This is a genomic window from Pseudonocardia sp. DxW (assembly GCF_058448985.1).
Genome location: NZ_JBZFLK010000028.1, coordinates 31,441 through 57,945, shown reverse-complemented (window position 1 = coordinate 57,945; position 26,505 = coordinate 31,441). Strand labels below are relative to the sequence as shown.

Genomic DNA, 26,505 nt, shown 5'->3' with positions numbered 1-26,505 from the left:
TCATCATGTCTTCGCAAACACGATCATCGCAGGTCAGCGGGCACCTATCGTCATCTCCCCACCGGCAGGCCCGTCGCTACTCGCGGATTCGGGTCAGAGCGGTCGCGGCCCCTCCGCCCGCCACGCCCACGACAACGTTGCTCGAATGCCCTCGCACCATCCCGGCCGCGAGTCAACCAGCCACGGCTGACGTTCCGGCAGGAGCTCGGCAGCGAGGAACTCGGCCTCGATCAGCTCCTCATGCGCCGTGACATGACCCGTGGTCACCGGGGCCGGGGCCGGCCGGGCACGCCCGTTGGCCGGAATATGGATCGCGCCAGCTAGCCACTGGCATGTGGCTAGCACGCCTGCGGTGTACCAGTCGGTGGTGCACCGCTCGCCCTGCTCCCGATTCCGGCGATCGGCGGCCTCCCAAAGAGCAGCGAACTCCGCGCGCGCGACCCGCAGGTTACCTGTCGGCACCTGCTCAACCTCCCGAGCGCTCACGGCCATGAAAGTAGGCTCGCACGCTGCGCCGACGCTGGCCAGCGCCCGCCGGCGCCGACTGCGAACCGCCCTCGCCCTGAGGTTCCCCCGCTTTGCCGGAGTTTGGCGGCGAACCGGGGGAAGCTCACTCCGCGCGTGCGCGACAGGTACGCCAGGGCCGGTGCCATCGGGAGACATCGGCACGGATATCGGGTTCAGGACGACGAGGTGAGAGCGCCGGGGGCATCCGGCAGCGACCGCGACCGGTTCCGCCGGGTCGAGGGCTGGATCGGTCTACCACCCGATCCCGGTGACGTCGATGATCCCTGGCGGCACCTCGACTCGGAGATGCACGATCACCGACCACAGGAGGCTGTACACGACGGCCGAGGCGATCAGCGCGACGTACCAGCGGAGACGGGAGACGAACGTCAGCACGAAGAACAACCAGGCGGTCGCGCTCCAGAGCAGCCCGACCAGCCACGTCGTTAGCAGGAGCAATCCGACGACCGCGATCCAGGCGGCCAGTCGCCGCCTTTCCCCGGGTTCGGGCCCTGCGTCGACCGGGGGCACCTCGACGGGAGTCGACGCCTCGTCCGGGGCCACCTCGTCCGCTGGGGCGCCCCGGCGCCGGGCGGCGGCCAGGCAGGCGAGGAGATGGGTCAGGGTCAGCGCGATCCCGGTGACGCTCACGGCGGTCGGGAACCATCTTGCGACCTCCGACAGCCCCTGGGTCGCGATCAGGGCGGACACGAACACCGCGAGAAGGGCGAGCGAGGTGAACAGATCCGATCGCAGTCCCGGGACCTTGACCTCTGTGTCCGACGGCGCCTGGCTGGTCCGCATCTATGCTCCCCTCATCGCGTGGCTGTTCTCGACGTTGAGCTTCTTGCGCAGCCGGATTCCGAGGTAGATCGACAGGGCCAGGAACGCGGCGAGGACGAGCACCCCTGGGCGTACGAGGAACTCGATGCCGTAGCGGTCCAGGCTGATGCGGAGGTAGCGCTCGATCGTCGGTCCGAGTACGAACCCGATCAGCAACGGCGGACGCGGCCAGTTCTGCCGCTTCATGAACCACCCGAGCAGTCCGATCGCGAACACCAGCACGACGTCACCCCAGCGCTGGCTGGCCTGGTAGCTGGCGAGGACGAGGATCACGAACAGGAACGGCAGCAGCAGCTTCGGGTCGACCTTGCTGACCCGTGCCAGGACGTTGGCGGTCCCGAAGCAGAACACGACGGCGATGACGTTCGCGATCGCCAGGCTCCATACGACGGTCAGGACGAACGGCATGCCCTCCGGCGTCATCAGGTCGGGTCCGACCTCGACTCCCAGGAGCAGCAGTCCGGCCAGGAAGACGGCGGCGGTCCCGCTGCCGGGAATCCCGAAGAACATCGTCGGCATCAGCGTTCCGGCGTCGACCGAGTTGGTGGACGCCTCGGGGCCGATCACCCCTCGGACGTCGCCCTTCCCGAACTTCGACTTGTCCTTCGACACGGCCTGCGTCGTTCCGTAGACCAGCCATTGCACCGCGGACCCGCCCACGCCCGGGATGACACCGAGCAGCACGCCCAAGCCACTGCTCTTCATCACGATCCCGAAGTGCCGGGCCGCGTCCTTCGCGCCGGTCACCAGTCCCCGGCCGATGCGTTCGACCCGGCCTCCCCCGGCGATCGCGCTGTTCGCCGCGGCCAGGCTGAAGAATTCCGGCACGGCGAACAGCCCGAGTGCCAGCAGGACCAGCGGCACGCCGCCGTAGAGGTACTCCCAGGCCAGCGTGAACCGGTCGCCGCCCGCCGGGGCGGCCCCCACACAGCTGATGAGCAGCCCCACCGTCGCGGAGAGAAGGCCGGCGCGCAGTGCCCCCTGGGCGAGAATGCCGACCACGGATATCCCGATCAGCGCGAACACCAGGAGCTCCGGCGCCTCGAGCGCCAGCACCAGGGGTCGGACGACCGGAAGCGCGATGACGATCGTGAGGGCACCGAAGATGCCGCCCATGAACGACGCGCCGAACGCCGCCCCGAGGGCGCGAGCCCCTTGGCCCATCTTCGTCATGGGATAGCCGTCGAGGATCGTGGCCTGGGAGCTCGACGATCCCGGAACCCCGAGCAGGACCGACGCGAACGTGTCCGTCGTGGCGGTGACCGCCATCATCCCGACCAGGAGCGCGATGCCCGAGACGGGATCGAGGCCATAGATGAAGGGGAGCAGGATCGCCATCCCGGCGAGGCTGCCGAGGCCGGGCAGGAACCCGATCGTCAGGCCGACCAGCACCCCCAGAAGCAGGTACTGAAGTCGCGTCGGATCGGCCAGCGCGATGATGGCGGTCGTCGCGGCGTCAAGCATCGGTTGACCCCCGGGCCGGACGTGGGACCGTCGGCCGGGTCGTCGGAGCGCAGTACGCGGTCACTGGAGATCCATCCCGTAGCGTGCGGCGAAGTCCTGCCGGAGCCATTCGATCGGCTCCTGGTCGACGTCGGTGAGACTCTGTTCGATCGATGTGCGGAGATCCGGACCGACGACCGGGGGGTAACCCCCGAGTTCGGCCGCGCTCTGCTCCAGGAAGCGGGGATCGGCGGCGATCTCCTCGACGGCTTGGAGGAGCGCCTCCTGTACGGGTTCGGGGGCGTCGCCGTGGACCCACAGTGTCTTCGACAGGGTGAGCCCGGCCGCCACCTGCATCTTGTAGGCCTCGAACTGCGGTCCCAGCGACTCGACGGGTGCGCCGTGCAGCTCCTCGTACACCTCGCCCACGTGCGGGAGCTCGGGGAAGCCGTCGGACCGCGCTAGTTCGCCGTCGACGATCTGGCCCATCGAGTAGAGCGGTACGGCCTCTCCGGCGTCGACCATCGGCTGGACCACCCGGATGAAGTCGGGCCCCGTCGCGCCGAGGATGTTCACTTCCCCCTGCTGAAAGGCGATCAGCGTGCTGCTGGCGCCCTCGTATCCCCACAGCTCCCGGATGTCGGGTCCGAGGAGGTGGTAGGAGGAGACACGGGACAGCTCCCCGCCTACCGGCTCCCGGCCGCCGGTGTAGAGCTGTACGTCCGGATCGAGGAGGTCGGAGGCGGACCTGAGGCCGGTGTTCGGGTTCGCGTAGATGATGGTGTCCATGGGGAATCCCATGAGCGGGGTGAACTCGCCCAGGTCGTAGCGCACGCTGGGAGAGCCGTAGAGCATCGCCGAATGCGTCGACTCCGACGCCATCAGGATCTGGGTTCCGTCCGGCCGGCCGTTGGCGTACTGGTTCGCCCCGACGCGGTGGTCTCCGTTCCCGGTCACGTTCACGACCTGGACGGTCGGGTTGCCGGGCAGGCGCTCCTCCAGGAACGGCGCCACCATCCGGGCAGTGACATCCACGCTACCGCCGGGACCGAACGGGACGACGAGCTCCAGCACCTGGTCCGCGTAGATCGGACCGTCACTCGACCCCGGGCCGACGTTCTGCGCGCAGCCCACCACGAAGAACATCACGCACGAGATCAGCAGACCGACGGCGCGTGGACCGGTGCGGCGCACCGGTCTCCTGACGCCCGTCGTCGTTGGCATACGGCCCATCGCGAACCCCTCTGGCATCGTTGTCGAGGTCGGGTCGGTTGGTGTCCTGCCGGCTGCAGGTGAGCTGGCCGCGATCCGTCTGGCTGGGCGAGGCGTCGCGGCGATCCTCGCTACGAAGGGGGCCGACGGGCGCCGTGCCGCGGTTCAGGCGCCTCCGCGGTCCACCCCGGAGCCAGCATCCCGCTGTCGGGAGCCCGGCGAACGCACACCGAGATTCATTGACGCGTACGGGTCGGTCCGGACCGCCGCGTCGGGCGCCACCGCAGGCCCCACTTGTGGGGTGGCGCCGCACTTACCGTCTCTCGGGATCGCGTCGTGTCCGATCACGCCAGGCTCCTCGGCGAGCACGGTCGGCGCGTCGGATGATGCGTCGTCGGTGATCGCATATATGAACAATCGTCCTGAATGGCGATTCGGACGCTACAGGGCCCGGCCCACCAAGGTCAACGTGGGTGCGCGCAGGGTGCCGCGGTCCGGGCGTCCCGACCCGGTCCGCGGCGACCGGAGCTCGGCGGCGGCCGAGCCGGCTACCAGCGCCCCGTCCGGTTGGGCAGGCGCAGCATGAGCGGCGTGGTGAGCAGCAGGATCGCCGCCAGGACCAGGTAGCCGATGGCTTGGGTGTACCCCGGGTCCGGGCTGCCGGTCACGACCGCGGTGAGTACCGAGATCCCCGCGATGCCGCCGGAGAAGCGGAACATTCCGCGCAGTCCGGCCACCGACGCGACGTGATCAGGGGCCAGGTGCAGGCCGGCGTTGCTCGAGGCCGGCGCCCCGAGCCCGATGCCGAGTCCGGTCAGCGTCGTGGAGGCCGCGATCCAGGCGACGACCGGGACCGGCGTCGGTGGAGGCATGGCGAGGATCACGAGCCCGGCCACGACGAGGAGCGATCCCCAGACCAGCAGCGGTCGGAAGCCGAGCCGGCGGATGACGGCCACGCTGATCGCCGACGCCGCGATCATGCCCACCGCGCGGAAGGTGAGGAGGCCGGCTGCGACCAGGGGGTCGAGGTGGTAGCGGGTGACGACGTACCACGGCACGAGCGCGGCCTGACCGAGGGCGGCGACGCCGAAGAGGAAGTTGACGAGGTTGAGCGTGGTGAAGGTCTTCCCGCGCAACAGACGTAGCGGGACCAGCGGGTTGGCCGACCGGCGTAGGTGACGCAGCAGCAATCCGGCGGACAGGCCGGCCACGACCGTGGCGCCGGAGGCGACGATCAGCTCGGTCCGCCAGGTCAGCCCGGATCCCGTGATGGTCACTGCGACCATGCCGCCCAGCAGCATCGCGACCAGCAGTCCGACGCCGATCCCGTCCACCCGCTCGCCGGGGCGGGGCGGGGTGCGCGGGATCAGGAACCAGGCCGCGACGAGGACGAGCGTCCCGACCGGCACGTTGACTAGGAAGATCCCGCGCCAGCCGGCCGTCGCGACCAGCAGGCCGCCGATCGTCGGGCCGATAATCGCGCCGATCGGGATGATCGTGGTGAACGAGGCGATCGCGCGGTCGCGCTCCCGGCCGAACAGGTCGGACACGATGCCGGTCGCGGACGGGAGGAAGGCGCCCGCGGCGAGGCCCTGCAGCAGCCTGCTGCCGACGAGCGCCTCTATCGACGGCGCGAGACCGCTGAGTACCGAGGCGACCGTGAACACGGCGACCGCGGTCAGGAAGACGCGGCGCCGGCCGAACTGGTCGCTGAGCCGCCCGGCGAGGGGGAGCGCGACGATCTGCCCCACCATGTAGACGGTGACGGTCCAGCCGACCCACGACAGCGGCGCCTGCAGGTCCGCCTGTAGCGCGGGCAGTGCGGCCGCGACCGCGGTCTGGTCGATGGAGCCCATCAGCAGGTTGGTGGCCACGACGGCGAAAACGAGCCGGCGCCGCCGAACTCCGGCAGCTGCGGTCGTCCCGGGCGGAGCGAAGGACTCGGTGGCTCCCGGGCCAGGCACGTCAGCCACCTACTCTCTCCGCGTCGACACTGCCAGATTAGTTGCTTGCAGATAGGCAATCAAGTGAGGAGCGACGGGTGGAACTGGATGCCGAGACTCTGGGCCGTCTCCGCCGGGCCATCGTCAAGGTGGGGCGGTTGCTGAACGAAGCCGCCACCGCCGAGGGGCTCACGCCGGCGCAGGCATCGGTACTCAACATCGTGTCCTCGCGCGGCTCGGTGTCGATGTCCCAGCTCGTGGCGATGGAGGGGATGAACCCCACCATGCTCTCCCGCGTGATCGCCAAGCTCACCGCGCACGGGCTCGTCGTCCGGGCGCCGGGTGCCGGCGACCAGCGGACCGCCGTCGTCGAGAGCACCGCGGTCGGACGCGAGCACAGCGACCGGATCCGGGCCCGGCGGGCCGCGCGGGTCGCCAGCCTGATGGAGGGGCTGGACGACGGTGTGGCGGCCTCGGTGATCGACGCCATCCCGGCTCTGGAGGCCCTCGCCGCGCGCGCCGACGAGGGCTAGCTCACCGGTGGGTCAACGGGTCGCGACGAAGCTGCCGGCCTGCATGGGAGGCGCGGCAGTCACGTCAACCAGTCACGTCAACGGGGTACCGCCCGTGCCTCCCACGACGGCGACGACCACCGTAGCGTGGTCGTGGTGGACAACAGGGCCGAGATCCGAGAGTTCCTGACCTCCCGCCGGGCCAGAATCACTCCGCAGCAGGCCGGGTTGCCGGTCTTCGGCGGCGGGCACCGCCGGGTCTCGGGCCTGCGACGGGAAGAGGTGGCGATGCTCGCGGGGGTCAGCATCGACTACTACACGCGACTCGAGCGGGGCGCCCTCGGCGGAGTGTCCGAGGGTGTCCTCGACGCACTGGCCGACGCACTGAACCTCGACGCGGCCGAGCGGGCCCACCTGTTCGACCTGGCTCGCAACGCGGGAACCTCGGCGGGGCGCATGCGGCGGCGACCGTCTCAGTCGCATGTCCGTCCGACCGTGCTGCGGGTGCTGGAGACGATGACGGCGCCGGCGTTCGTGCGGAACTCGAGGACGGACCTGCTGGCCGCCAACGACCTCGGGCGGGCGGTCTACTCGCCGCTGTTCGGCGGCGCGGCGCGGATGCCGGTCAACACGGCGCGGTTCACGTTCCTCGATCCGCGGGCACGTGACTTCTTCGGGGAGTGGGAGCGGAGCGCTCGCGACGTCGTGCAGACGCTGCGCAGCGAAGCCGGGCGAAACCCGTACGACAAGGCGTTGACCGACCTGGTCGGCGAGCTGAGCACCCGCAGCGCGGAGTTCCGGGTGTGGTGGGCGGCCCACGACGTGCGACGGCACCGGGCGGGGACGAAGCACCTGCGGCACCCGATCGTGGGCGACCTGCACCTGGCCTACGAGCTCATGGAACTGCCCGCCGACGACGGCCTGTCCCTCGTCACCTACAGCGCGGAGCGGGGGTCGGCGACGCAGGAGGCACTCGACCTCCTGGCGAGCTGGGCGGCGACGGGCGAGGACGCCCCCGGTCCGGACCGGGTCGTTGACTCCGCCCCCAACCGAACTTAGCGTCATCGCGATCTAGCATTCGCAATGACGAACTGAGGTCTCCCATGCAGACTATGTCGTCCGAGGCCGAACGCGCCTACGCCCGGCCCGAGGAGCGACCCGCTCGACGCATCGAGGGGTTCGCGGTGGCGGGCGGGGTGTGGGCCACGGCGATCCCGTTCCCGAGCCCGTTGGCCTACTCGTACTCCTACGCGCTGCGCTACGGCGAGGGCCTCGTCGTCGTCGACCTCGGTTGGGACTCCGACGACGCCTGGGACGCCCTGCTCGCCGGCCTCGCCCGGGCGGGGGCGAGCCTCGAGGAGGTGCGCGGCGTCGTCGTCACCCACGCGCACCCGGACCACTACGGGCTGGCCCCTCGCATCCGCGAGCACACCTCGGCCTGGATCGCCGCCCACCCCGCGGAGCGGGCCAACATCCGGGTCGACGCCGCGGAACGCCGGGCCCGGGTCGCCGAGATCTCGGCGTGGCTCGAGGACTGTGGCGTACCGGGTGGCCTGCTCGCCGAGCTCGACGGCGAACTCGGGGCGCTCGACGCCGTCCTGCCCGAGATCGAACCGGACGTCGAGCTCGCGGACGGCGTCCCGGTGCCCGGCACGGACGGCGCCCTCGTCCCGCTGCACACCCCCGGCCACACCGCGGGCCACCTCTGCTTCCACGACCGCGAGCGCGACCTGCTGCTGACCGGCGACCACGTCCTGCCGAAGGTCACACCGAACGTCGCCCGACGGCCGGGATCGGACCCGGACCCGTTGCAGGACTTCCTGTCCTCGCTGGACGCACTGCACGGCGTCTCCGACGGCGCCGTGATCCTGCCGGGGCACGAGTGGCCCTTCGACCGGGTGTCCCGGCGCCTCGGCGTCCTGCGGGAGCACCACCGGGCGCGGCTCGCCGAGATCGAACGGGCCGTGTGGGCCGGCTGCGACACCGTGTGGCGGGTCGCCGAGGCGGTGCCGTGGGCGCGGGAGTTCTCGGCGTTCACCCCGCGCTCCCTGCGGTCGGCGCTCGCCGAGACCTCCGCCCACCTCATGCGACTGGCCGAGGACGGGCGGATCCACCGGACCGGGGGTCGTCCGGAGCGATGGGGGAGAGCATGACCGGGACACAGTTCGTGCTGGTCCACGGTGGACGGCACGGGGGATGGTGCTGGCGGCCCGTCGCCCGTCGCCTCCGGGCCGCCGGGCACGAGGTGTTCACCCCGACGTTGACCGGGCTGGGCGACCGGGCCCACCTGCTCACGCGCGACGTGGGGCTGGCGACCCACGTCGCCGATATCGTCGCGACCTTCGAGTACGAGGACATCCGCGACGCCGTGCTCGTGGCACACAGCTACGGGGGAGTGCCGGCCACCGGGGCACTGGAGCGGATCGCGGACCGCGTGCGCGTGCAGATCCTGCTCGACGCCCAGGTCCCGCGGACCGGCGAATCCGTGTTCGACATCAACGGGCCCGACCGCGCGAAGGCGATGATCGCGCTGGCGGACGAGGGCGGCGAGGGCTGGTACATCCCGCCGGCGGACGCCTCCCGCTACGGCGTCACGGATCCGGTCGACGCCGCGTGGGCCAACGCCAGGATGACGGCCCAGCCGCTCCGGACCTACCAGGACCCCAGCGGGCCGACCGAACACGCCTGGCGGCACCCGGGTGTCTACGTCGAGTGCGTCCCGTCGTCCCAGGAGCCGCACATGCTCGAACGGATGCGGGCCCGGGCCGCTGTGGACCCGGGCTTCGACCACCGCGTCCTCCAGACCGCGCACAACGCGATGGTCACCGATCCCGCGGCCGTCACCGCGCTGCTGCTCGCGGCCCTCGACCGGAGTTGAGGACGGGCCGGCGCCGCGGCGCCGGCCCCGTCCTCAGATGATCCCGGCCTCGCGCAGTTCGGCGATGGCGTCGGCGGACATGCCGAGCTCGGTGGCGAGCACCTCGTCGGTGTGCTCGCCCGCGTCGCCCGAACGCGTCGGCTCGACCATCGGCGAGTCGGACAGGAACAGCGGGCTGCCTAGGGTCATGAAGGACCCCTGCTCGTCGGTGACGGTGCGCAGCACGCCCCGTGCCTTCACGTGCGGGTCTGCCAGCAGTTCGGGCAGGGTCACCACCGGCGCGCACGGGATCTTCAGCTCGCCGAGCCTGCGGGTCAGGTCGTCCTTGGTGCGGGTCACGGTCCAGCTCTGCACGACCCCGTCGAGGTCGTCCATGTGCCGGCAGCGACCCGCCATCGTCGCGAAGCGGGGGTCGGCGGTGGCCGGATCGTCGATCTGGGCGCACAGCCGCTCCCAGTGTGCCTGGGTCGGGCAGAGCAGCGTGACCCAGCCGTCAGCGGTCCGGTAGGCGTTGTACGGGGCGACGGCGAGGCTGCCGTGCCGATTGCCCGTGCGTTCGGGGCTCTCCGTCGCCGGGCTGAGCAACCCGGCGATGTTGGACGTCAGCGCCGGCACGATCGCGTCCTGCAGCGCGACCTCGACGTGCTGGCCGCGCCCGGTGCGGTCGCGCTGGAGAAGGGCCGCGAGCACACCCGCCATCATGTGGGTGCCCGCGACGAAGTCGACGACCGAGGGCCCGGTGCGGACGGGGGCGCCGTCGTCGAAGCCGGTGGTGGACATGATGGCGGTGCGGGCCTGGATGGTGAGGTCCATCGCGGACTCGCCGGCGTAGGGGCCGAACGACCCGAAGCCGGTGCCGGTGGCCATGATCAGCCGCGGGTTGACCTCGCGCAGCTGCTCCCAGCCCACCCCGAAGCGGTCCAGCGCACCGGGTGACAGGTTCTGCACCAGCACGTCGGCGCCGCGCACGAGGTCGCGCAGGACCTGCTGGCCCTCGGGCCTGCTGAGGTCGAGTGTGATGGTGCGCTTGCCGGAGTTGAGGAAGCGGAACTGGATCGGATACCCGTCGGCGTCGACCGTGGGCAGCCGCCGGTAGGGGTCACCCTGCGGGGACTCGACCTTGATCACGTCGGCGCCGAGGCGGGCCATCAGCATGGTGCAGTACGGGGCGAAGTAGAACTGTCCGACACAGATCACCTTCACGCCTTCGAGGGCGGACATACGGAGCCTCCGTGCTCGGTTCGGGGGGCACGCGTGACGACCACGCGGAGACCGGCGCCTCGCGAAGGACCGCGATGGGAGAGTGCGACACGCCACAATGGTTCGTAGTTGCGATCGCCAGTCCGCAACCCCGTCCCGAGGCTAGGAGTGGGCGGGGCTGTGCGTCAATGAGCCACCGTGCACGAGTCAGTGCGTGGGCGTCTCAGCGGATCACGTTCTCCCGGTGCAACGCCTGGACCTCGTGCTCCTCGAATCCCCAGTCGACGAGGGCCTCGTGCGTGTGCTCACCGGCAGCCGGCGGGCCGGTGCGCAGTGTTGCGGGCGTGCGGCTGAGCCGTGGCGCGGGCGCGGGCTGGGGGATCCCGTTCAGGCTGAGGAACGCGCCGCGGGCGCGGTGGTGCGGGTGGTCGGCGACCTCGCCGAGAGCGAGCACGGGGGAGTAGCAGCCGTCGACCTCCGCGAGCAGGGTGGTCCACTCGTCCCGGGTCCGGGTGGCGAACACGGTCGCGAGCCTGCGCTTCACCTCGTCCCACTCCTCGGGGTCGACCGCCGAGACCGGGACGGTCAGGCCGGTGAGGTCCACGCCGATCGCCGCGAAGAGCTCCTGCTGGAACTTCGGCTCGATCGCGCCGATCGCGATGTACCGGTGGTCGAGCGTCTCGTAGACGTTGTAGAAGGGTGCGCCGGAGTCGATGTAGTTCGTGCCGCGGGCGTCGTTCCAGGTGCCCATCATCCGGCGGCCGTGGAACAGCGTCATCAGAAGCGAGGCCCCGTCGACCATCGCGGCGTCGACGACTTGCCCGCGGCCCGAGCCTCGGGCTTCCAGGACGGCGCAGACGATTCCGAAGGCCAGCATCATCCCGCCGCCCGCGTAGTCGCCGAGCAGGTTCAGCGGGATGGTGGGCGGGCCCTGCGCGTGGCCGATGGGGTCGAGCGCGCCGGCGAGGGCGATGTAGTTGATGTCGTGGCCCGCGGTGTGGGCGAGCGGTCCGGACTGTCCCCAGCCGGTGCCGCGGCCGTAGACGATCCTCGGGTTGCGGTTCAGGCAGGCCTCCGGCCCGATGCCGAGCCGCTCCGCGACGCCGGGCCGATGGCCCTCGTAGATCGCGTCGGCCGCAGCGACGAGTCGCAGCACGACCTCCGCGCCCCGCTCGTGCTTGAGGTCGACGATCGCCGAGCGCCGGCCGCGGTTGTAGAGCTCCAGGCGGTGGTCGGGTGCCTGCGGCCGGGCCGGTGGGTTCGGCCGGTCGATGCGGAGGATCTCCGCACCCATGTCCGCCAGCAACATGCCTGCGAAGGGGCCCGGCCCGCGGCCGGCGATCTCGAGGATCCGAAGGCCTGCGAGGGGGCCTGGGTTCGCGTCCTGCATCGGGGGACTCCTCTGTCCTGGGGATCGGCTCGTTGACCGGCCCTGGACGGGGACTGTAACGTGATGCTTCGCAATAGCAGACATTAGTTCGTATATGCGATCACCGGCGATGCGCATGTTGTGCCGCGGTGGTGCTCGCACGAGGGAGACTGTCGTGATCGAGCGGGATACGATCTTCATCGACGGCAAGTGGGTCGACTCAGCCGACACCGGGGTGCTGACCGTCGTCGACCCGGCCACCGAGCAGCCGATCGCCACCGTGCCCCGGGGGCACGTGGACGACGTGGACCGGGCCGCCCAGGCCGCCGCACGGGCGTTCGAGACCTGGTCGCAGAGCTCTCCCGAGGAACGCACCGCGGTGCTCGTCCGGATCGCGGACATCCTCGAGGCCAAGGCCGAGCAGCTCGCCAGGTCCACGACCCGCGAGATCGGCACACCGATCGCGCTGGCCCGCAGCTCGCACGTCGCCACCCCCATCAACGACCTGCGGATCGCCGCGGCGAGCATCAAGGACATCGTCTGGGAGGAGCGGTTCGACGACACCGTCGTCCGCCGCATCCCCGCGGGCGTCGCCGGGGCGATCACGCCCTGGAACGGCCCGATGCGGATGATCACGTTGAAGGCCGGTGCGGCCATCGCGGCGGGCTGCACCATGGTTCTCAAGGGTACCGAGGTGGCTCCGCTGAGCTCGTTCGTCTTCGCCGAGGCGGCCGCCGAGGCCGGGCTGCCGGACGGGGTGTTCAACCTGGTCAGCGGCATCGGACCGGAGATCGGCGAGGCCGTCGCCGTGCACCCGCTGATCGACATCGTGTCGCTGACCGGTTCGGTGCGCGCGGGCAGCAGGGTCATGGAGCTGGCGTCGCAGCGGGTCAAGCGCGTCGCGCTGGAGCTGGGCGGCAAGTCCGCCAACGTGATCCTCGAGGACGCGGACCTGGAGCGGGCGATCAACGACGGCCTGACCGACGCGTTCCGCAACGCCGGGCAGGTCTGCGGTGGTCTCTCCCGCACGCTGGTTCCGCGGTCGCGCCTGGCCGAGGCCGAGGAGATCGCGCGGGCCCGGGCGGCCCGGTTCGTCATGGGCGACCCGTTCGACGAGGCGACGACCCTCGGCCCGGTCGTCTCCGAGGTGCAGCGCGACCGCGTCCGCGGCTACATCCGCACCGGCATCGACGAGGGCATGCGCCTGGTCACCGGGGGCCCGGAGGCGCCCGAGGGTATCGACACGGGCTACTTCGTGCGGCCCACGGTCTTCAGCGGGACCAACCAGGACACCCTGGCCCGCCAGGAGGTGTTCGGGCCGGTCAACGTCATGATCCCGTTCGACGACGAGGCCGACGCCGTCGCGATCGCCAACGACTCGGACTACGGGCTCGCCGGTGGCGTCTGGTCGGCGGACCCGGAGCGGGCCCGCACCGTCGGCCGCCGGCTCCGGACCGGGCGCGTGCGCATCAACGGTGCCCCGATCGACATGCGCGCCCCGCACGGCGGTCTCAAGCTCTCCGGCATCGGCCGCGAGATGGGCCGGTACGGGATCGAGGAGTACCTCGAGTACCAGTCCCTGATCAGCTGAGAACCGGCCACACCCGCGAGAGGAGAGTCAGTGTTGACCACCGTCAAGGCCAGGGCCATGTCGAGCCCGACCGCCCCGTTCGGCACGATCACGATCTCCCGGCGCGACGTCGGGCCGTCCGACGTCCTGCTCGACGTCGTGCACGCCGGGGTCTGCCACACCGACGTCCACCACGCTCGTGCCGAGTTCGGCCACACCCACTACCCGATCGTGCCGGGGCACGAGATCGCCGGCGTCGTCCGGGAGGTGGGCCCGGAGGTCACCGGGCTCGCCCCCGGTGACCATGTCGGGATCGGCTGCCTGGTCGACTCCTGCCGGGAGTGCGCGGTCTGCCGGTCCGGGCAGGAGTCCTACTGCCGGCGCGGGAAGGTGCTGACCTACAACGGCATCGGCCGGGACGGTCAGGTGACGCTCGGCGGCTACAGCGAGGCCGTGGTGGCCGACCAGCGTTTCGTCGCCCGCATCCCGGACAGCCTCCCGCTGCGGAACGCGGCGCCCCTGATGTGCGCGGGGATCACGATGTACCAGCCGCTGCGCTACTGGGGCGCCGGACCCGGCAAGCGGGTCGGCATCGTCGGGTTCGGCGGGCTGGGGCACGTGGGCGTGCAGATCTCGCACGCCCTCGGTGCGCACACCACCGTCCTGGAGCTCACCGACGATCGCCGCGCCGACGCCGAGCGCCTCGGGGCCGACGACTACCGTGTGACGCGGGAGGCGGGGGCCCTGGCCCGGCTGAAGGACTCGTTCGACCTGATCGTGTCGACCGTACCGTCGACCTACGACCTGTCCGCGCACCTGGACCTGCTGGACTTCGACGGTACCTTCGTCAACCTCGGCGTGCCGGACGAGTCGCTGCGGGTCGACCCCTACACGCTTCTGACGAACCGGCGGAAGCTGGCGGGCTCGATGAGCGGCGGGATGCCCGAGACGCAGGAGATGCTGGACTTCTGCGCCGAGCACGGTGTCCAGGCACAGGTCGAGATCATCGCGGCCAAGGAGCTGGACGAGGCCTACGACCGCCTCACCGCGGGGGACGTGCGTTACCGCTTCGTCCTGGACAACTCGACCATCGCCGACGCCTGAGCGTCCCCGGACGGCGGGCCCGGCACCGGGGCGGCGGGTGCCGGGCCTGCCGTGTGTCAGCGGGGTGTCCAGGTCTCGCCGGGACGACGGGGGTGCCGGTAGGCGTGCGTCGGAACGTACGGCTTGGCGTCCGCCGGCCATTCCCGGCGGACGGTCTCCCACCGCCCGATGAGGGCGTCCTCGTGGGCGTAGTCGAACGGGTCGCCGAGCCGCGACTCCTCGGGCCCGCCGGGGGCCGGGGGGTGCTCGACGAGCCCGTCGACCGTCGCGCCCAGGGCGTCCGCCGCCGACGTGGTGTCCGCGTAGCCGAGCTCGGCGCGGATCCGCGCGTTGCTGCGCAGCCGGTGGTCCGGCCCGTGGCGCCAGTAGGGGTGGCAGGGGGTCGCCATCGCGTAGGGAAGGTCGACGAGCTCCACCTCGGCGCCGAGCCGGGCGGCGACGAACTCGATGCGCTGCCGCATGGTGACCACCTCGTCGTCCGTGACGACGAACTTCCGCCCTGCCGCGGCTGCGGGGTCGTCCACCGCGAGCAGGACGGCGTGCACCGCGTGCTCGGAGTAGAGCCTGCTCTCCATCCGAACACCCCCGTCCGCGACGACGATCCGGCGCCTGCCGTCGAGGATCCGCCGCACGATGCACCACTCGTGCGGCGCCGGCTGCCTCGGGCCGTACACCACGGGATAGGCCAGCAGGGTCGCCGCGAAGGCACCGGCGTCGTGCGCCGCGAACAGCGCCTCCTCGGCGGCCGCCATCTTCACGGCGAGCCTCCCGCGGGCCGGGTCGCGCTCGAGGTGTTCGTGCTCCTCGGGGGGCGCTGCGGGCCTGCCCAGCGCCCCCCATCGCGGGTCGGCGGGGTGCGCCAGGGAGCCGTGCGCCCCACCGACGGCGATCAGCCGGTCGGTGCGGTGGGCGAGCACGCCCGCGGAGACCGCGAGCCGGCCGTACTGCGCCACGACCAGATCGAACTCGCGCCCGCCGAGCCCGTCGACGAGTGTCTCCGGCCAGTGCGGGTCGGTGTGGACGTGCTCCACCTCGGGCGGCAGCGGGACCTCGTGCTGGCCGCCGTGCAGGATGGTGACCGCGTAGCCGCGCCCGAGCAGCCCGGCCACCACCCCCGGTCCCGTCGGACCCGTCCCACCGATGACGAGCGCCGTGCCCCCCACGGCTACGAGGAGGCCGCGGCGGTCTCCGCCACGAGCTCGGCGCCGAGGGTGTGCTTGTCGACCTTCTCCGACCCCAGCACCGGCAGCTCCTCGGTCTGGAACCGCCAGCGGGTGGGGATCGAGAAGGAGGCCAGGTCCCCGCGCAGCACCCCGGCGACGTACTCCTCGAGATCCGGCCGGTCCGCGGTGACCCGGTCGACGACCACGACCGCGGCGACCTCCTCGCCGAGGTCGGTGTGCGGCAGGCCGAGCACGGCTGCGTCGAGCACCCCGGGTACCCCGACGAGCGCCTTCTCGACCGCGAGCGGGGCGATGTTCTCGCCGCCGCGCAGGATCAGGTCCTTGCTGCGCCCGGTGACCCAGAGGAAGCCGTCGGGGTCGAGGTGGCCGAGGTCACCGGTGTGCAGCCAGCCCTGCGCATCGATCGGGCCGCGGTCGATGCGGCCGTCCTCGCCGAGGTAGCCCAGCATCTGCGAGGCCGCCCGGACGAGCACCTCGCCGTCCTCGCCGAACGAGATCTCGACGGTGGGCAGCGGCACCCCGCACACCCCCGGGCGGTCCCGGGTGTCCCGCCCGGTCGCCGCCGTGGCCTGGCCGCCGTTCTCGGTCAGCCCGTAGCCGGTGGCGATGCGGGCCCGTACCGAGGGGAGCTCGTCCCGGATACGCCGGTAGAGCGTGGGGTGCGCCGGCGCGCCGCCGAGGGTCAGCGACCGCAGGCTGCTCAGGTCGACCGGGCGCTGTGCCTGGGCGTCGAGCAGCCTGCCGACCATGGTCGGGACGGCGCTCCAGCGGGTGACCCGGTGCTCGGCGATGAGGTCCATCGCCTCGTCCGGGTCGAACCGGCCGGTGGGGAACACGAGGGACTCGCCGACCACCACGCCCCGGGTGAGGGTCTGCACGCCGCCGACGTGGAACAGCGGGCCGGTGTGCAGCGCCACGCTGGCCGGGGCGCCGTCGAGGTCCTGCGGGAGCCGCCTGGTGACGGCGAGCAGCGGGTGCGTGCCCGAGATGACCGAGCGGTGCGAGAGCACCACGGCCTTCGGGGAGCCGGTGCTGCCCGAGGTGAACAGGATGACGGCGGGCTCGTTCTCGTCCCCGCTCGCGGGCCGGTCCGCCTGCCCGGCATCGCTGTCGGTGACCATCGCCCAGGGCAGGACCGTCGTGCCCGCGGGGAGCTTGGCCGCCAGCCGCTCGTGCGCCAGTACCGCGCGCGGGTGCAGCAGGTCGACGGCGTGCTCCATCTCGCGGTGGCCCCACCACGCGTTGGCGAACACGGGCACCGCGCCGCACCACAGGACGGCCCAGAATCCGACGACCCAGTCCAGCCCGTTCCAGCCCAGCAGCACGACCCGGTCACCCGGGCGGATGCCGTGGCGCTGCAGCTCCGCGGCCTTGCGCCGGACCGCGGGGCCCAGCTCGGCGAAGTCCAGCCGCACCGAGCCCTGCACCGCGTGCGCCCGGCCCGCCCAGCGGTCCGCGTGCTCCAGCAGCTCGGGCAGGCGCCGCGCCCGGGGCGAGTAGAGCCGGAAGGGCACGCCGTCGACCTCCTCGACGGACAGGTCCCGTCCCCAGGGCGCGATCGAGCCGGTCATGGTTCGTCTCCTCGTCGGACCGGACGGTGGGGCTGCCGGATCGGCGACCCCACCGCGGGGGTGTCAGCGGAACTCGCGGCGTTCGACCACGAGCGGATCGTGGCTCGGGATGACCTCGCACCCGAGCTTCTCGATCCGTTTCAGGCTGTCGTCGTACGCCACGATGTCGGTGAAGAAGCCCGACGGGATGTGGTCGTCCTGGGCGTCTCCGGCCCAGTTCTCGTACAGGTCGATGCAGTCACCCGCGAGCAGGTACCGCTTCGTCCCGGCTGCCACCACGACCCCCTGCGAGCCGGGAGTGTGCCCGGGCAGGGTGACCACCGAGATGCCGGGAGCCACCTCGGCGTCGCCGTCGATGGCGTCGATCCGGTCCTCGGCCCTTCGCCACGCCGCCGTCAGACCGGGCTGGGCCTCGAACTGCTTGCGGTGCCAGGGCACCGGGTCGCTCGCGTAGTCGATCTCACGCTGCTGCACGACGACGCGGGCGTTCGGGAACAGGTGGTTGTTCGAGCTGTGGTCCCAGTGCAGGTGGGTGTTGACGACGACACCGACCTCCTCCGGGTCGACCCCGATCTCCCGCAGGGCGGTCTCCGGCCGTTCCCGCGGGGACTGCTCCATGCTGATCCCGTGGTGTTCCTCGGCCCGGTCGATGTCGGCTCCGGTGTCGACGACCACCGGGGCGCCGAGCCCCTGGATCACGAACATGATCAACGGAATGTCGAGGGTCTCGCCCCACCCCCGCAGGTAGGTCAGCGACGGCTTGTGCAGCCCGAACACGCGGCCCACGGACAGCGCGGTGATGGTAGGGGTCATGCGGTGGTCTCTCCGATCGCGGGAGCGGGTGTGGTGGCCTCGATGAGGTCGCGGTCCTTGGTCTCCCGCACCGCCAGGGTGCAGAGGAAGCCGGCCAGGCAGTACCCGGCGAGCAGGACGCCGAAGAAGAAGCCGCCGTAGGTGCCGATGATCGCTGCGGCCATCAGCGGCGGGATCGCACCGCCGAGTACGCCGCCCAGGCTGTAGGTCAGCCCGGCCGCGGTGTAGCGGTAGTGGGTCGGGAAGAGCTCGGAGAGGAACGACCCGGCCACGCCGAAGCCGGTGCCGGCCAGCATGAAGGTCACGATCATGCCGACGTAGAAGGCACCGAGGCCGCCGATGTCGAGAACCGGGAACAGCGCCAAGGCCCACGGGATCCCGAGTGCATTCGCGACCAGCAGCACCTTCCGACGCCCGAAGCGGTCGGACAGGGTTCCACCGATGATGCAGAACACCGCATTCACCAGGTTGCCGACTATGCCCGCGACCAGCACCGACGGCCGGCTGAGCTCCAGAGTGGCGGTGCCGTAGTTGATCAGGAACGCGATCCCGATGTAGCCGAGCGAGAACGCCATCACTAGCGCGCCCGCGCCGAGCAACATCTGCTTCCACCCCTGGGCGATGGCCTCCTTGAAGGGCAGGCCGCCCTGGGCGCCCCGGTTGGCCTGGGCGGCGAACGCGGGAGTCTCCTCGATCTTGAGCCGCACGTAGAGGCCCACGACGAGGAGAAGAATGCTGAGCAGGAACGGGATCCGCCAGCCCCAGGTCATGAAGGTCTCGTCGCTCATGTAGAGCGCGGCGAGGAGGAACGTCCCGAGGGCGAGCATGTTCGCGACGGCGCCGCCGAGGTTGGTGAACATCGCCCAGAACCCGCGGCGTTCCTTGGGGGAGTGCTCGGAGGTGAACAGGGCGGCTCCGGCCCACTCCCCTCCGGCCGCAAGGCCCTGAGCGATCCGCAGGACGACCAACAGGATGGGCGCGACGACGCCGATCGCGGCTGCCGTGGGGAGGAGGCCGATGAGGACGGTCGCTGCGCCCATCAGCGTCATGGTCGCGATCAGCGTGCGCTTGCGGCCGAGCCGGTCTCCGAAGTGGCCGAAGAGGATCGAACCCAGGGGGCGGGCGACGAACGCGACGCCGAGCGTCGCGAACGCGACCGCCGTCCCGGCCTGGGTGCCCAGCGCAGGGAAGTAGACGTGGGCGAAGACGAGAGCGGCTGCTGTGCCGTAGATGGCGAAGTCGTAGAACTCGATGAGGGTGCCCATGAAGCTGGCGAGCGCCACCTTGCGCATCTTGCGCGGGGACGAGGCCTGCCCGGCGGGAACGGTCCCTCCGCCACCCGGCCCGTGGGGGGTAACGCCCTCGGCGGGCAAGTGTGTGGTCATCGGACAACTCCTCGGATACTCATCATTGAGGGCGACGGGCGCGGGCTTGTTCGTCCGTCTCGGGGTTCCGTGTCTTCCGGCTGCGGACCGCGTGGTCCGATCCACATCTCCCGAAGTTCGTACATAAGAACTCATGTGTGCCATCGGGAACTAACTGCAGGAAGCTAGCCAGGTGGGTCGCTGCAGGTCAATACTCTCTCCGGAGGATGGCCGGGCCGTTGACACTCGTGGACGCCCAATGCGAGCATGTCGACATATCGATCGATGGTTCGTAAATATGAACCTGGCCGAGAAGTCTGGAGACAACGATGTCCGCATCCACCGCGTGGCCGCAGCTGCCGACGCGTGAGGACGACCCCGTCGCCATGCTGATCGACGGCGAGTGGACGCGTGCGTCGGCGACGTCGTCCACCCCGGTCTTCGACCCGAGCACCGGCGCCGTGATCGCGTCCGTGCCCGACGCCGGGGTCGACGTGGTCGACGAGTCGGTGCGCGCGGCCCGCCGGTCCTTCGAGGAGGGGCGGTGGCGCGGGCTCCCGGCGGCCGAGCGCGGAGCGGTGCTGTGGCGGGTCGGCGATCTCATGCGCGAGCAGGCCGACGAGCTCGCCCGCCTGGAGAGCCTCAACCTGGGGCTGCCGGTCGCCCAGGCCACGGCAATGGTGCTCGAGGCCGCCGCCCAGTTCCGGTACTACGCGGGCTGGGCGGACAAGATCCACGGCCGGACCGTCGACCTCGGCCCCGGTGACCGCCGGGTCCAGGGCTACACCCTCCGCGAGCCGATGGGGGTGGCCGGCCTGATCACCCCGTGGAACGCGCCGCTGTCCATGGCGGCCAAGAAGCTCGCCCCGGCGCTGGCCGCGGGGTGCTCGTGCGTGCTGAAGCCGGCCGAGGAGACCCCGCTCACCTCGCTGTGGCTCGGGCAGCTGCTGGTGGAGGCAGGTGTCCCGGCCGGGGTGGTGAACGTCGTCACCGGTCTCGGTGAGCGCGCGGGAGCGGCGTTGGTCGAGCACCCGGACGTCGACACCGTCTCGTTCACCGGGTCGACCGAGGTGGGTCGGCTCATCGTGCACGCGGCGACGGGCAACATGAAGAAGCTGTCGCTGGAGCTGGGCGGCAAGTCCCCGGTCGTGGTGTTCGCGGACGCAGACCTCGATGCCGCGATCCCGGGGGCGGCATCGGCGGTGTTCTGGAACTCCGGGCAGGTGTGCGCGGCCGGGACCCGGCTCTTCGTGCACGAGTCGGTTTATGAGCAGGTCGTGCAGGGCGTGGCCGAGGTCGGTCGCTCGATGCGGGTGGGACCGGGATCCGACCCGACCGCCGATCTGGGTCCGCTGATCTCGCAGAAGCAGCTCGACCGGGTGTCGGGATACGTGGACCAGGGTCGCCAGGACGGGGCGCGGGTCGTCAGCGGGGGCGCTCGGGTCGGCGAGGAGGGCTACTTCTTCGAGCCGACCGTGCTGGTCGACGTCGACCAGTCGATGACCGTCATGCGGGAGGAGATCTTCGGACCGGTACTGGGGGTCATGCCCTTCTCCGGCACCGACGAGGCCGTCGCGCTGGCCAACGACAGCTCCTACGGTCTGGCCTCGAGCATCTGGACCCGGGACGGCGCTCTCGCGCACTCGGTGGCGCGCCGCCTGCGCGCGGGACGCGTCGGGATCAACGTGCACCGCGCGGGCGGTTCGTACATGCCCGCGGGGGGCTACCGGCAGTCGGGCTGGGGTCGGGAGAGCGGGCCCGAGGCCCTGGAGAACTACCTGGAGACGAAGTCGGTGGTCTCGCAGCTGGCCTGAGGACCTCGGCACCGGCGGCCCCCGACACGCGTGTCGGGGGCCGCCGTCGTGCGTCCCGGACCGGAACCGCCGCGGCGCCCTATCTCCGGGGAGGCCCCACGAGCCGGCGGGGGCCCGCCGCGCGGAGTGCCTCGGTGACCTCGTAGCGGAGCGGTTCGCCGGTGGGAACCGCGATCTCCCGGATCTCCTCGGCGGGGATGCGTTCGAGATGGCTGATCAGCACCCGCAGGACGTTGCCGTGGGCCACGATCAGGACGGTGCGTCCGGCGGCGAGGTCGGCGGCGACGACGCCGTGCCAGTGGGGCAGCAGCCTCCGCAGCACGTCCCGGAGTGACTCGCTCGTCGGGACCTCGAGGCCGCGGTAGCGCGGGTCCGCCTCGGCCGGCTCGCCGGCGGATCGTTCGCGAGCCGGCGGGGAGACGGCGTAGGAGCGCCGCCACGCCGCGAACAGATCCTCGCCGTAACGGGAGCGGACGTCCTCACGGAGGCAGCCCTCGAGAGCTCCGTAGTGCCGCTCGTTGAGTCGCCAGCTGCGACGGACCGGGATCCAGTGCCGGTCGGCGGCGTCGAGTGCGATGTCGGCCGTCGAGATCGCCCGGCGCAGCAGCGAGGTGTGCACGACGTCCGGGAGCAGCCCCGCGGCGGCGAGCCGCGCGCCGCACCCGGCCGCTTCCGCCCTGCCCGCGTCCGAGAGCGGCACGTCCGTCCAGCCCGCGAAGCGGTCCTCGGCGTTCCAGACGCTCTCACCGTGGCGGAGCAGGACGAGTGTTCGCATGGTGACGGTCCCGGATGTGGAACGTCGCGGTCGGGGCAGCCGCTGCTGGCCCCGACCGCGACGGGATCGGGACCCCTCAGGTGCGCGACCCGGTGGGGTCGTCCTCACGGTCGAGTTCGAGCTGGCGCGTCTCGCCGATCATCAGCACACAGATGAGACTGGTGAGGGCGATACCGGCCATGATCACGCCGAAGGTGAAGCCGCCGAACGCGGCGATGATCGGACCTGCTATCAGCGGTGGGACGGCGCCGCCGAGCATGCCGGCGAGGCTGTAGCTCAGCCCGGTGGCCGTGTAGCGGTAGCGCGTGTGGAAGACCTCGGACAGGAACGCACCGAGCGGACCGGTCGCCAGGCCCGAGATGGCCATCGTGATCGGCACACCGACGGTGAACGCGGTCAGTGTGCGGAGTTCCAGGATGGGGAACAGCGCCAGGGTCCACACGATCGCCGCGCAGGCGGCGACGAGGATGACGCGGCGCCGGCCGATCCGGTCGGAGAGCCACGCGCCCAGCACGACGGTCACCGAGATGGCGACGCCGCCCAGGATCGCGACGGCCAGAACGTCCGGCCGGGGCAGCTCCAGCACCGTCGTGCCGTAGCTGATCAGGTAGGTGCCGCCGACGTAGGTCAGTGACAGCGTCATCGTCGCGGTGCCGGTCGCCAGCGCGATCTGCTTCGGCTGGCTCCTGAAAGCGTCCAGGAACGGCGTGCGCGCGACGCCGGTCCGTGCGGCCTGGTTCTTGAACACCGGCGTCTCGCCGATGCTCAGCCGGATCCAGAGACCCACGAAGATGAGCACGATGCTGGCGAGGAACGGAATCCGCCAGCCCCAGGCCACGAACGTCTCGTTGCTCATCAGGATCGCGGTGAGGAAGAACGTCATGTTGGCCAGGATGATCGCGATGCCGCCGCCGAAGGACGGGAACATCGACCAGAAGCCCCGCTTGGCCTTGGGGGAGTTCTCCGAGGCGAACAGCACCGCCCCGCCCCACTCGCCACCCGCGGCCAGACCCTGCAGGATCCGCAGCACCACGAGCATGATCGGCGCGGCCACACCGATCGTGGCCGCGGTGGGCATCAGGCCGACGAGCAGCGTCGCGACACCCATCAGGAGCATGGTGGCGATCAGGGTCTTCTTGCGGCCGTAGCGGTCACCGAAGTGGCCGAACAGGATGCTGCCGAACGGTCGTGCGACGAACGCGACACCGAGGGTGGCGAAGGAGGCGGCCACGCCGGCGACCGGGCCGAGGGCCGGGAAGAAGACGATGGGGAAGACCAGCGCCGCGGCGACGCCGTAGATGTTGTAGTCGTAGAACTCGATGATCGTGCCGATGAAGCTCGCCGAGGCGACGCGCCGCATTCCCTGCGGCGTGCTCCCGTCGGCGACGGCCGGCGTCGCCCCGGTCTCCGGGGACGCCTCTGCCGAGTGCGTCATTGCCTCTCCTTGTCTCTTCGACGCGGGCACGAGTCCGCGGACGTGGTGACGGGTGTGGTGCGGGGGCCGGGCGCGCTCAGTCGAGGTGGCCGCCGGAGCGCAGCACGCCCTCGGCGACCTTGAAGGCTTCGCCTGCGGCCGGAAGCCCGCAGTACAGCGCGGTCTGCAGGAGGATCTCCTTGATCTCCTCGACGGTGGCGCCGTTCGCGATCGCGCCCTCGACGTGGTGCGCGAGCTGGGCCGGGCGCCCGAGCGCGGTCAGCACCGAGATGTTGACGATGCTGCGGGTCTTGCGGTCGATGCCGTCGCGCGCCCAGATCCGTCCGAAGCAGACCTCCTCGGAGTACTCGTGGATGACGTCGTTGAACGAGTTCTTGACCGAGTCCTTCTTCTCCACGTAGCCCTCGCCCATCAGCTCGTTCATGATGCGGCGGCCGGTGGTCCTGGTGTCGTCCACGTCGTCTCCTGTCGTCTCTATCAGGTCAGCTGGGTGGGGTGACCGTGCCGGTGCGCCCGGTCGGGGTGGGGTCCGGCGCTCAGCCACGGTCCAGGACCGCTCGGGCCTCGTCGGCGGAGATCTTGATGGTCACGCCGGCACGCTCGTTCTGGAGCAGCAGCGGGGTCTGCGAGTCCCGGTCGCCCCAGCCGCGGTCCAGCGCCTCGTGAAAGTCCTCCTGGACCAGCCGCGCCGAGCGCATCGGGACGTCGAACTCCTCGGCCAGCTCCAGGGCCAGACGCAGGTCCTTGTTCGCCAGGGCGAGCGCGAACGACGGCGGGTCGAACGCCTCCTGCAGGTAGCGGTCGCCGACCCGGTCGAACGTCCGGGCGCGGCCGATGGCGCCCTGGCGCAGGGCGTGCCACAGCATGGTCGGCTCGACGCCGGCCTTGACACCCATGGTGATCACCTCGGCGATGCCCGAGCGGATGATCATGCTGGCGCAGTTGTGGGCGAGCTTGGCGATGTTGCCCGCACCGATCTCGCCCACGTAGATGACCTGGTCTCCGATCGTGTCGAGCACGGACCCGACCGAATCGAAGGCGGCGCGGTCGCCGCCCACGTAGATCGCCAGCTTGCCGGTGTTGGCGCCCTTCGGGCCGCCGGAGACCGGAGCGTCGAACAGCTCGACGCCGTGCTCGCGGGCCTGGGCGTGCACCTCCCGCACCACCGTGGGGGAGTTGGTGGTCAGGTCGAACCAGGAGCTACCGGCGGCGAGCGCCTCCAGCAGCTCGGTGCCGATCGTTCGCATCTCAACCGGGCCGGGCAGCGAGGTGAGGACGACGTCCACCTGGCTCGCGAGGCCGGCCACGGAGTCGGCCCAGGTCGCACCCGCCTCTTGCAGCGGTGCGCCGCTCGCCCGGTTGAGGTCATGCACGACCAGGTCGTAGCCCGCGCGACGCAGGTTGAGGGCCATCCCCCGCCCCATGGTTCCCAGCCCGATGAAGCCGACCTTCATGGTTGCCCTTTCGTCGATGAACGGACAGCGGCGGCCTCGGGTGCCGCGGCTGAGTCATTGTTCGCGATTCCGAACAAATGACCGTATGCGCGAATAAACGGTAGGACCGTGTCGTGGCGGTGTCAACGGTGGACGTCCGTTGACACCGCCGGTTCGGCGGCCGTAGCCTGGCGGGTGTAAATACGGACTGTAGTTCATATTTACGAACAACGTGGTCCGTGACTGGGCACCTCGGTGTGGAGTGAGCCTCGACCTCGCCGGCGGTGCCGCGCCCGACGCGACGGAGGCAATCCCATGTCCGCCCTCGAAGGCGTGAAGGTGATCTGTGTCGGACAGTTCTACTTCGCCCCGTACTGCACCATGCTGATGGCCCGCCTCGGCGCCGACGTGATCAAGGTCGAGTCCCCGCAGGGTGACCCCTACCGGCGGCTGCCCACGGTCGACGCCGACGGGTATCCGATCCAGTTCCGCTTCCTCAACTCCGGCAAGCGCACCATCACACTCGACCTCAGCAGGCCCGAGGGCCAGCAGGTCCTGCGCGACCTCGTGCGCGGCGCCGACGTGCTGGTGCAGAACCTGTCACCCGGTGCGCTGGACCGCTTCGGGGTGGGCTGGGAGCAGCTGCGCGAGGTCAACCCGCGGCTGATCATGGCCACCGGCACCGGCTTCGGGTCGTTCGGCCCCTACGCCGGCGAGTCCGCGATGGACCTCACCATCCAGGCCCGCACCGCCATCATGTCCACCACCGGCTTCGACGACGGGGCTCCCGTGCGTACCGGACCATCGGTCGTCGACTTCATGGCAGGCACCCACATCCTCGCCGGCGTCCTGGCAGCGCTGTTCCAGCGCACCCGCACGGGGCGCGGCCAGCACGTCGAGGTCGCGCTGCAGGACGCGATCGTGCCGTCGCTGACCTCGAACATCGCCGGCCTGCTCAGCCCGGGCACCGCCACCCACGAACGGACCGGCAACCGCCACGGCGGGATGTCCGTGGCGCCGTACAACGCCTACCCCGCCGCCGACGGATGGGTGACCGTGCTCTGCCCGACGGACAAGCACTGGCAGCGGCTGTCGGTCCTGATGGGCGATCCGGCGACGGACGACCCGCGATTCGCCACCATGCAGGGCCGGTGCGACGCGATGGACGAGGTGGACGCGATCGTCGGTCGCTGGACCGCTACCCGGGCCAAGGACGACCTCGCAGCGACGTTGAAGGACCTCAAGATCCCGTGTGCTCCGGTGGTGACGCTGCCCGAGCTGCTCGAGGATCCGCATGTCGAGGCCCGCGGTGTGATCCGCAAGGTCACCGACGAGCGGGGGACGTTCACGACCCTCGGCAGCCCGCTGTTCCTCTCGGACTCCCCGATGGTCGAACCGACCCGGTCGGGCGAGCTGGGGGAGAGCACCGACCAGGTTCTCGCCGAGGAGCTCGGCATGTCGCCCGACGACATCGGGAAGCTCCGTGACGCCGGTGTCATCTGAGCCCGGAGGCGGAGCGGTCCGGCGCAGGAATG

At 71.1% G+C, this 26,505-nt stretch carries 23 protein-coding genes; 8 read left to right on the top strand and 15 right to left on the bottom strand.

Annotated elements, in window-relative coordinates:
* Positions 1-93: 93 nt before the first annotated feature.
* The 5 genes from ACVJO7_RS29895 to ACVJO7_RS29875 form a co-directional block, all read right to left on the bottom strand.
* The gene (locus tag ACVJO7_RS29895; protein ID WP_491675714.1) at positions 94-486 is read right to left on the bottom strand and encodes a hypothetical protein; all 393 of its coding nucleotides are present in this window, start codon (positions 484-486) and stop codon (positions 94-96) included.
* A gap of 273 nt (positions 487-759) precedes the next feature.
* Positions 760-1,311, bottom strand: a complete 552-nt coding sequence (locus tag ACVJO7_RS29890; RefSeq protein ID WP_491675713.1) for a hypothetical protein — start codon at positions 1,309-1,311, stop codon at positions 760-762.
* On the bottom strand, positions 1,312-2,814 hold the full coding sequence (locus ACVJO7_RS29885) for a tripartite tricarboxylate transporter permease (RefSeq protein WP_491675712.1): 1,503 nt from the start codon (positions 2,812-2,814) through the stop codon (positions 1,312-1,314).
* A gap of 60 nt (positions 2,815-2,874) precedes the next feature.
* Positions 2,875-3,867: a type 2 periplasmic-binding domain-containing protein gene (locus ACVJO7_RS29880; RefSeq protein WP_491675711.1), complete on the bottom strand. Its 993-nt coding sequence runs from the start codon at positions 3,865-3,867 to the stop codon at positions 2,875-2,877.
* Positions 3,868-4,553: 686 nt separating this feature from the next.
* A complete protein-coding gene (locus tag ACVJO7_RS29875) occupies positions 4,554-5,879 on the bottom strand; it encodes an MFS transporter (RefSeq protein WP_491675710.1) in 1,326 nt (441 codons plus the stop codon).
* Between the two features lie 227 nt (positions 5,880-6,106).
* On the opposite strand from ACVJO7_RS29875, the gene ACVJO7_RS29870 reads away from it, so the two are divergent.
* From ACVJO7_RS29870 to ACVJO7_RS29855, 4 genes are all read left to right on the top strand, one after another.
* Entirely contained in the window at positions 6,107-6,481 is a 375-nt protein-coding gene (locus ACVJO7_RS29870; protein WP_491675709.1) for a MarR family winged helix-turn-helix transcriptional regulator, read from the top strand.
* Between the two features lie 126 nt (positions 6,482-6,607).
* A complete protein-coding gene (locus tag ACVJO7_RS29865) occupies positions 6,608-7,519 on the top strand; it encodes a helix-turn-helix transcriptional regulator (protein ID WP_491675708.1) in 912 nt (303 codons plus the stop codon).
* A 53-nt stretch (positions 7,520-7,572) separates the two neighbouring features.
* Complete coding sequence (locus ACVJO7_RS29860; protein WP_491675707.1) at positions 7,573-8,613, top strand: MBL fold metallo-hydrolase; 1,041 nt, start codon at positions 7,573-7,575, stop codon at positions 8,611-8,613.
* Positions 8,610-9,338 carry an alpha/beta hydrolase gene (locus ACVJO7_RS29855; protein WP_491675706.1) on the top strand — a complete coding sequence of 243 codons (729 nt, stop codon included), beginning with the start codon at positions 8,610-8,612 and terminating at the stop codon, positions 9,336-9,338. The genes ACVJO7_RS29860 and ACVJO7_RS29855 overlap by 4 nt, the downstream gene beginning before the upstream one ends.
* 33 nt (positions 9,339-9,371) lie before the next feature.
* On the opposite strand, the gene ACVJO7_RS29850 is transcribed toward ACVJO7_RS29855, so the two are convergent.
* A complete protein-coding gene (locus ACVJO7_RS29850) occupies positions 9,372-10,559 on the bottom strand; it encodes a CaiB/BaiF CoA transferase family protein (RefSeq protein ID WP_491675705.1) in 1,188 nt (395 codons plus the stop codon).
* Positions 10,560-10,761: 202 nt separating this feature from the next.
* Positions 10,762-11,928 carry a CaiB/BaiF CoA transferase family protein gene (locus ACVJO7_RS29845; protein WP_491675704.1) on the bottom strand — a complete coding sequence of 389 codons (1,167 nt, stop codon included), beginning with the start codon at positions 11,926-11,928 and terminating at the stop codon, positions 10,762-10,764.
* A 154-nt stretch (positions 11,929-12,082) separates the two neighbouring features.
* Between ACVJO7_RS29845 and ACVJO7_RS29840 the strand changes: the two genes are divergently transcribed.
* On the top strand, positions 12,083-13,498 hold the full coding sequence (locus ACVJO7_RS29840) for an aldehyde dehydrogenase family protein (protein WP_491675703.1): 1,416 nt from the start codon (positions 12,083-12,085) through the stop codon (positions 13,496-13,498).
* Between the two features lie 30 nt (positions 13,499-13,528).
* Positions 13,529-14,581 carry an NAD(P)-dependent alcohol dehydrogenase gene (locus tag ACVJO7_RS29835; RefSeq protein WP_491675702.1) on the top strand — a complete coding sequence of 351 codons (1,053 nt, stop codon included), beginning with the start codon at positions 13,529-13,531 and terminating at the stop codon, positions 14,579-14,581.
* A 56-nt stretch (positions 14,582-14,637) separates the two neighbouring features.
* Here ACVJO7_RS29835 and ACVJO7_RS29830 read toward each other — a convergent pair whose 3' ends face one another.
* The 4 genes from ACVJO7_RS29830 to ACVJO7_RS29815 form a co-directional block, all read right to left on the bottom strand.
* Positions 14,638-15,690, bottom strand: a complete 1,053-nt coding sequence (locus tag ACVJO7_RS29830; RefSeq protein ID WP_491675701.1) for a Rossmann-fold NAD(P)-binding domain-containing protein — start codon at positions 15,688-15,690, stop codon at positions 14,638-14,640.
* A 56-nt stretch (positions 15,691-15,746) separates the two neighbouring features.
* Positions 15,747-17,336: a class I adenylate-forming enzyme family protein gene (locus tag ACVJO7_RS29825; RefSeq protein ID WP_491675700.1), complete on the bottom strand. Its 1,590-nt coding sequence runs from the start codon at positions 17,334-17,336 to the stop codon at positions 15,747-15,749.
* A 63-nt stretch (positions 17,337-17,399) separates the two neighbouring features.
* Positions 17,400-18,149 carry an N-acyl homoserine lactonase family protein gene (locus tag ACVJO7_RS29820; RefSeq protein ID WP_491675699.1) on the bottom strand — a complete coding sequence of 250 codons (750 nt, stop codon included), beginning with the start codon at positions 18,147-18,149 and terminating at the stop codon, positions 17,400-17,402.
* On the bottom strand, positions 18,146-19,534 hold the full coding sequence (locus ACVJO7_RS29815; RefSeq protein WP_491675698.1) for an MFS transporter: 1,389 nt from the start codon (positions 19,532-19,534) through the stop codon (positions 18,146-18,148). The genes ACVJO7_RS29820 and ACVJO7_RS29815 overlap by 4 nt, the downstream gene beginning before the upstream one ends.
* Positions 19,535-19,842: 308 nt before the next feature.
* Here ACVJO7_RS29815 and ACVJO7_RS29810 point away from each other — a divergent pair, with 308 nt between their 5' ends.
* Entirely contained in the window at positions 19,843-21,327 is a 1,485-nt protein-coding gene (locus ACVJO7_RS29810) for an aldehyde dehydrogenase family protein (RefSeq protein ID WP_491675697.1), read from the top strand.
* Positions 21,328-21,406: 79 nt separating this feature from the next.
* Here ACVJO7_RS29810 and ACVJO7_RS29805 read toward each other — a convergent pair whose 3' ends face one another.
* The 4 genes from ACVJO7_RS29805 to ACVJO7_RS29790 all read right to left on the bottom strand — a co-directional run bounded on the left by ACVJO7_RS29805 (position 21,407) and on the right by ACVJO7_RS29790 (position 25,009).
* Entirely contained in the window at positions 21,407-22,102 is a 696-nt protein-coding gene (locus ACVJO7_RS29805) for a 2,3-bisphosphoglycerate-dependent phosphoglycerate mutase (protein WP_491675696.1), read from the bottom strand.
* Positions 22,103-22,178: 76 nt separating this feature from the next.
* Positions 22,179-23,537: an MFS transporter gene (locus tag ACVJO7_RS29800; protein ID WP_491675695.1), complete on the bottom strand. Its 1,359-nt coding sequence runs from the start codon at positions 23,535-23,537 to the stop codon at positions 22,179-22,181.
* Positions 23,538-23,613: 76 nt separating this feature from the next.
* The gene (locus ACVJO7_RS29795) at positions 23,614-23,994 is read right to left on the bottom strand and encodes a carboxymuconolactone decarboxylase family protein (protein WP_491675694.1); all 381 of its coding nucleotides are present in this window, start codon (positions 23,992-23,994) and stop codon (positions 23,614-23,616) included.
* 79 nt (positions 23,995-24,073) lie between these two features.
* Positions 24,074-25,009 carry an NAD(P)-dependent oxidoreductase gene (locus ACVJO7_RS29790; protein ID WP_491675715.1) on the bottom strand — a complete coding sequence of 312 codons (936 nt, stop codon included), beginning with the start codon at positions 25,007-25,009 and terminating at the stop codon, positions 24,074-24,076.
* Positions 25,010-25,285: 276 nt separating this feature from the next.
* On the opposite strand from ACVJO7_RS29790, the gene ACVJO7_RS29785 reads away from it, so the two are divergent.
* Positions 25,286-26,473, top strand: coding sequence for a CaiB/BaiF CoA transferase family protein (locus ACVJO7_RS29785; protein WP_491675693.1), 1,188 nt, complete (start codon positions 25,286-25,288; stop codon positions 26,471-26,473).
* The last annotated feature ends 32 nt before the right edge of the window (positions 26,474-26,505 follow it).

What these genes read in the sequence shown, in the direction of transcription:
- ACVJO7_RS29850 (WP_491675705.1), bottom strand. Translation starts at nt 10,559, where the DNA reads ATGTCCGCCCTCGAAGGCGTGAAGGTGATCTGTGTCGGACAGTTCTAC.
- ACVJO7_RS29785 (WP_491675693.1), top strand. Translation starts at nt 25,286, where the DNA reads ATGTCCGCCCTCGAAGGCGTGAAGGTGATCTGTGTCGGACAGTTCTAC.
- ACVJO7_RS29885 (WP_491675712.1), bottom strand. Translation starts at nt 2,814, where the DNA reads ATGCTTGACGCCGCGACGACCGCCATCATCGCGCTGGCCGATCCGACG.
- ACVJO7_RS29860 (WP_491675707.1), top strand. Translation starts at nt 7,573, where the DNA reads ATGTCGTCCGAGGCCGAACGCGCCTACGCCCGGCCCGAGGAGCGACCC.
- ACVJO7_RS29815 (WP_491675698.1), bottom strand. Translation starts at nt 19,534, where the DNA reads ATGACCACACACTTGCCCGCCGAGGGCGTTACCCCCCACGGGCCGGGT.
- ACVJO7_RS29820 (WP_491675699.1), bottom strand. Translation starts at nt 18,149, where the DNA reads ATGACCCCTACCATCACCGCGCTGTCCGTGGGCCGCGTGTTCGGGCTG.
- ACVJO7_RS29825 (WP_491675700.1), bottom strand. Translation starts at nt 17,336, where the DNA reads ATGACCGGCTCGATCGCGCCCTGGGGACGGGACCTGTCCGTCGAGGAG.
- ACVJO7_RS29890 (WP_491675713.1), bottom strand. Translation starts at nt 1,311, where the DNA reads ATGCGGACCAGCCAGGCGCCGTCGGACACAGAGGTCAAGGTCCCGGGA.
- ACVJO7_RS29845 (WP_491675704.1), bottom strand. Translation starts at nt 11,928, where the DNA reads ATGCAGGACGCGAACCCAGGCCCCCTCGCAGGCCTTCGGATCCTCGAG.
- ACVJO7_RS29855 (WP_491675706.1), top strand. Translation starts at nt 8,610, where the DNA reads ATGACCGGGACACAGTTCGTGCTGGTCCACGGTGGACGGCACGGGGGA.
- ACVJO7_RS29805 (WP_491675696.1), bottom strand. Translation starts at nt 22,102, where the DNA reads ATGCGAACACTCGTCCTGCTCCGCCACGGTGAGAGCGTCTGGAACGCC.
- ACVJO7_RS29800 (WP_491675695.1), bottom strand. Translation starts at nt 23,537, where the DNA reads ATGACGCACTCGGCAGAGGCGTCCCCGGAGACCGGGGCGACGCCGGCC.
- ACVJO7_RS29810 (WP_491675697.1), top strand. Translation starts at nt 19,843, where the DNA reads ATGTCCGCATCCACCGCGTGGCCGCAGCTGCCGACGCGTGAGGACGAC.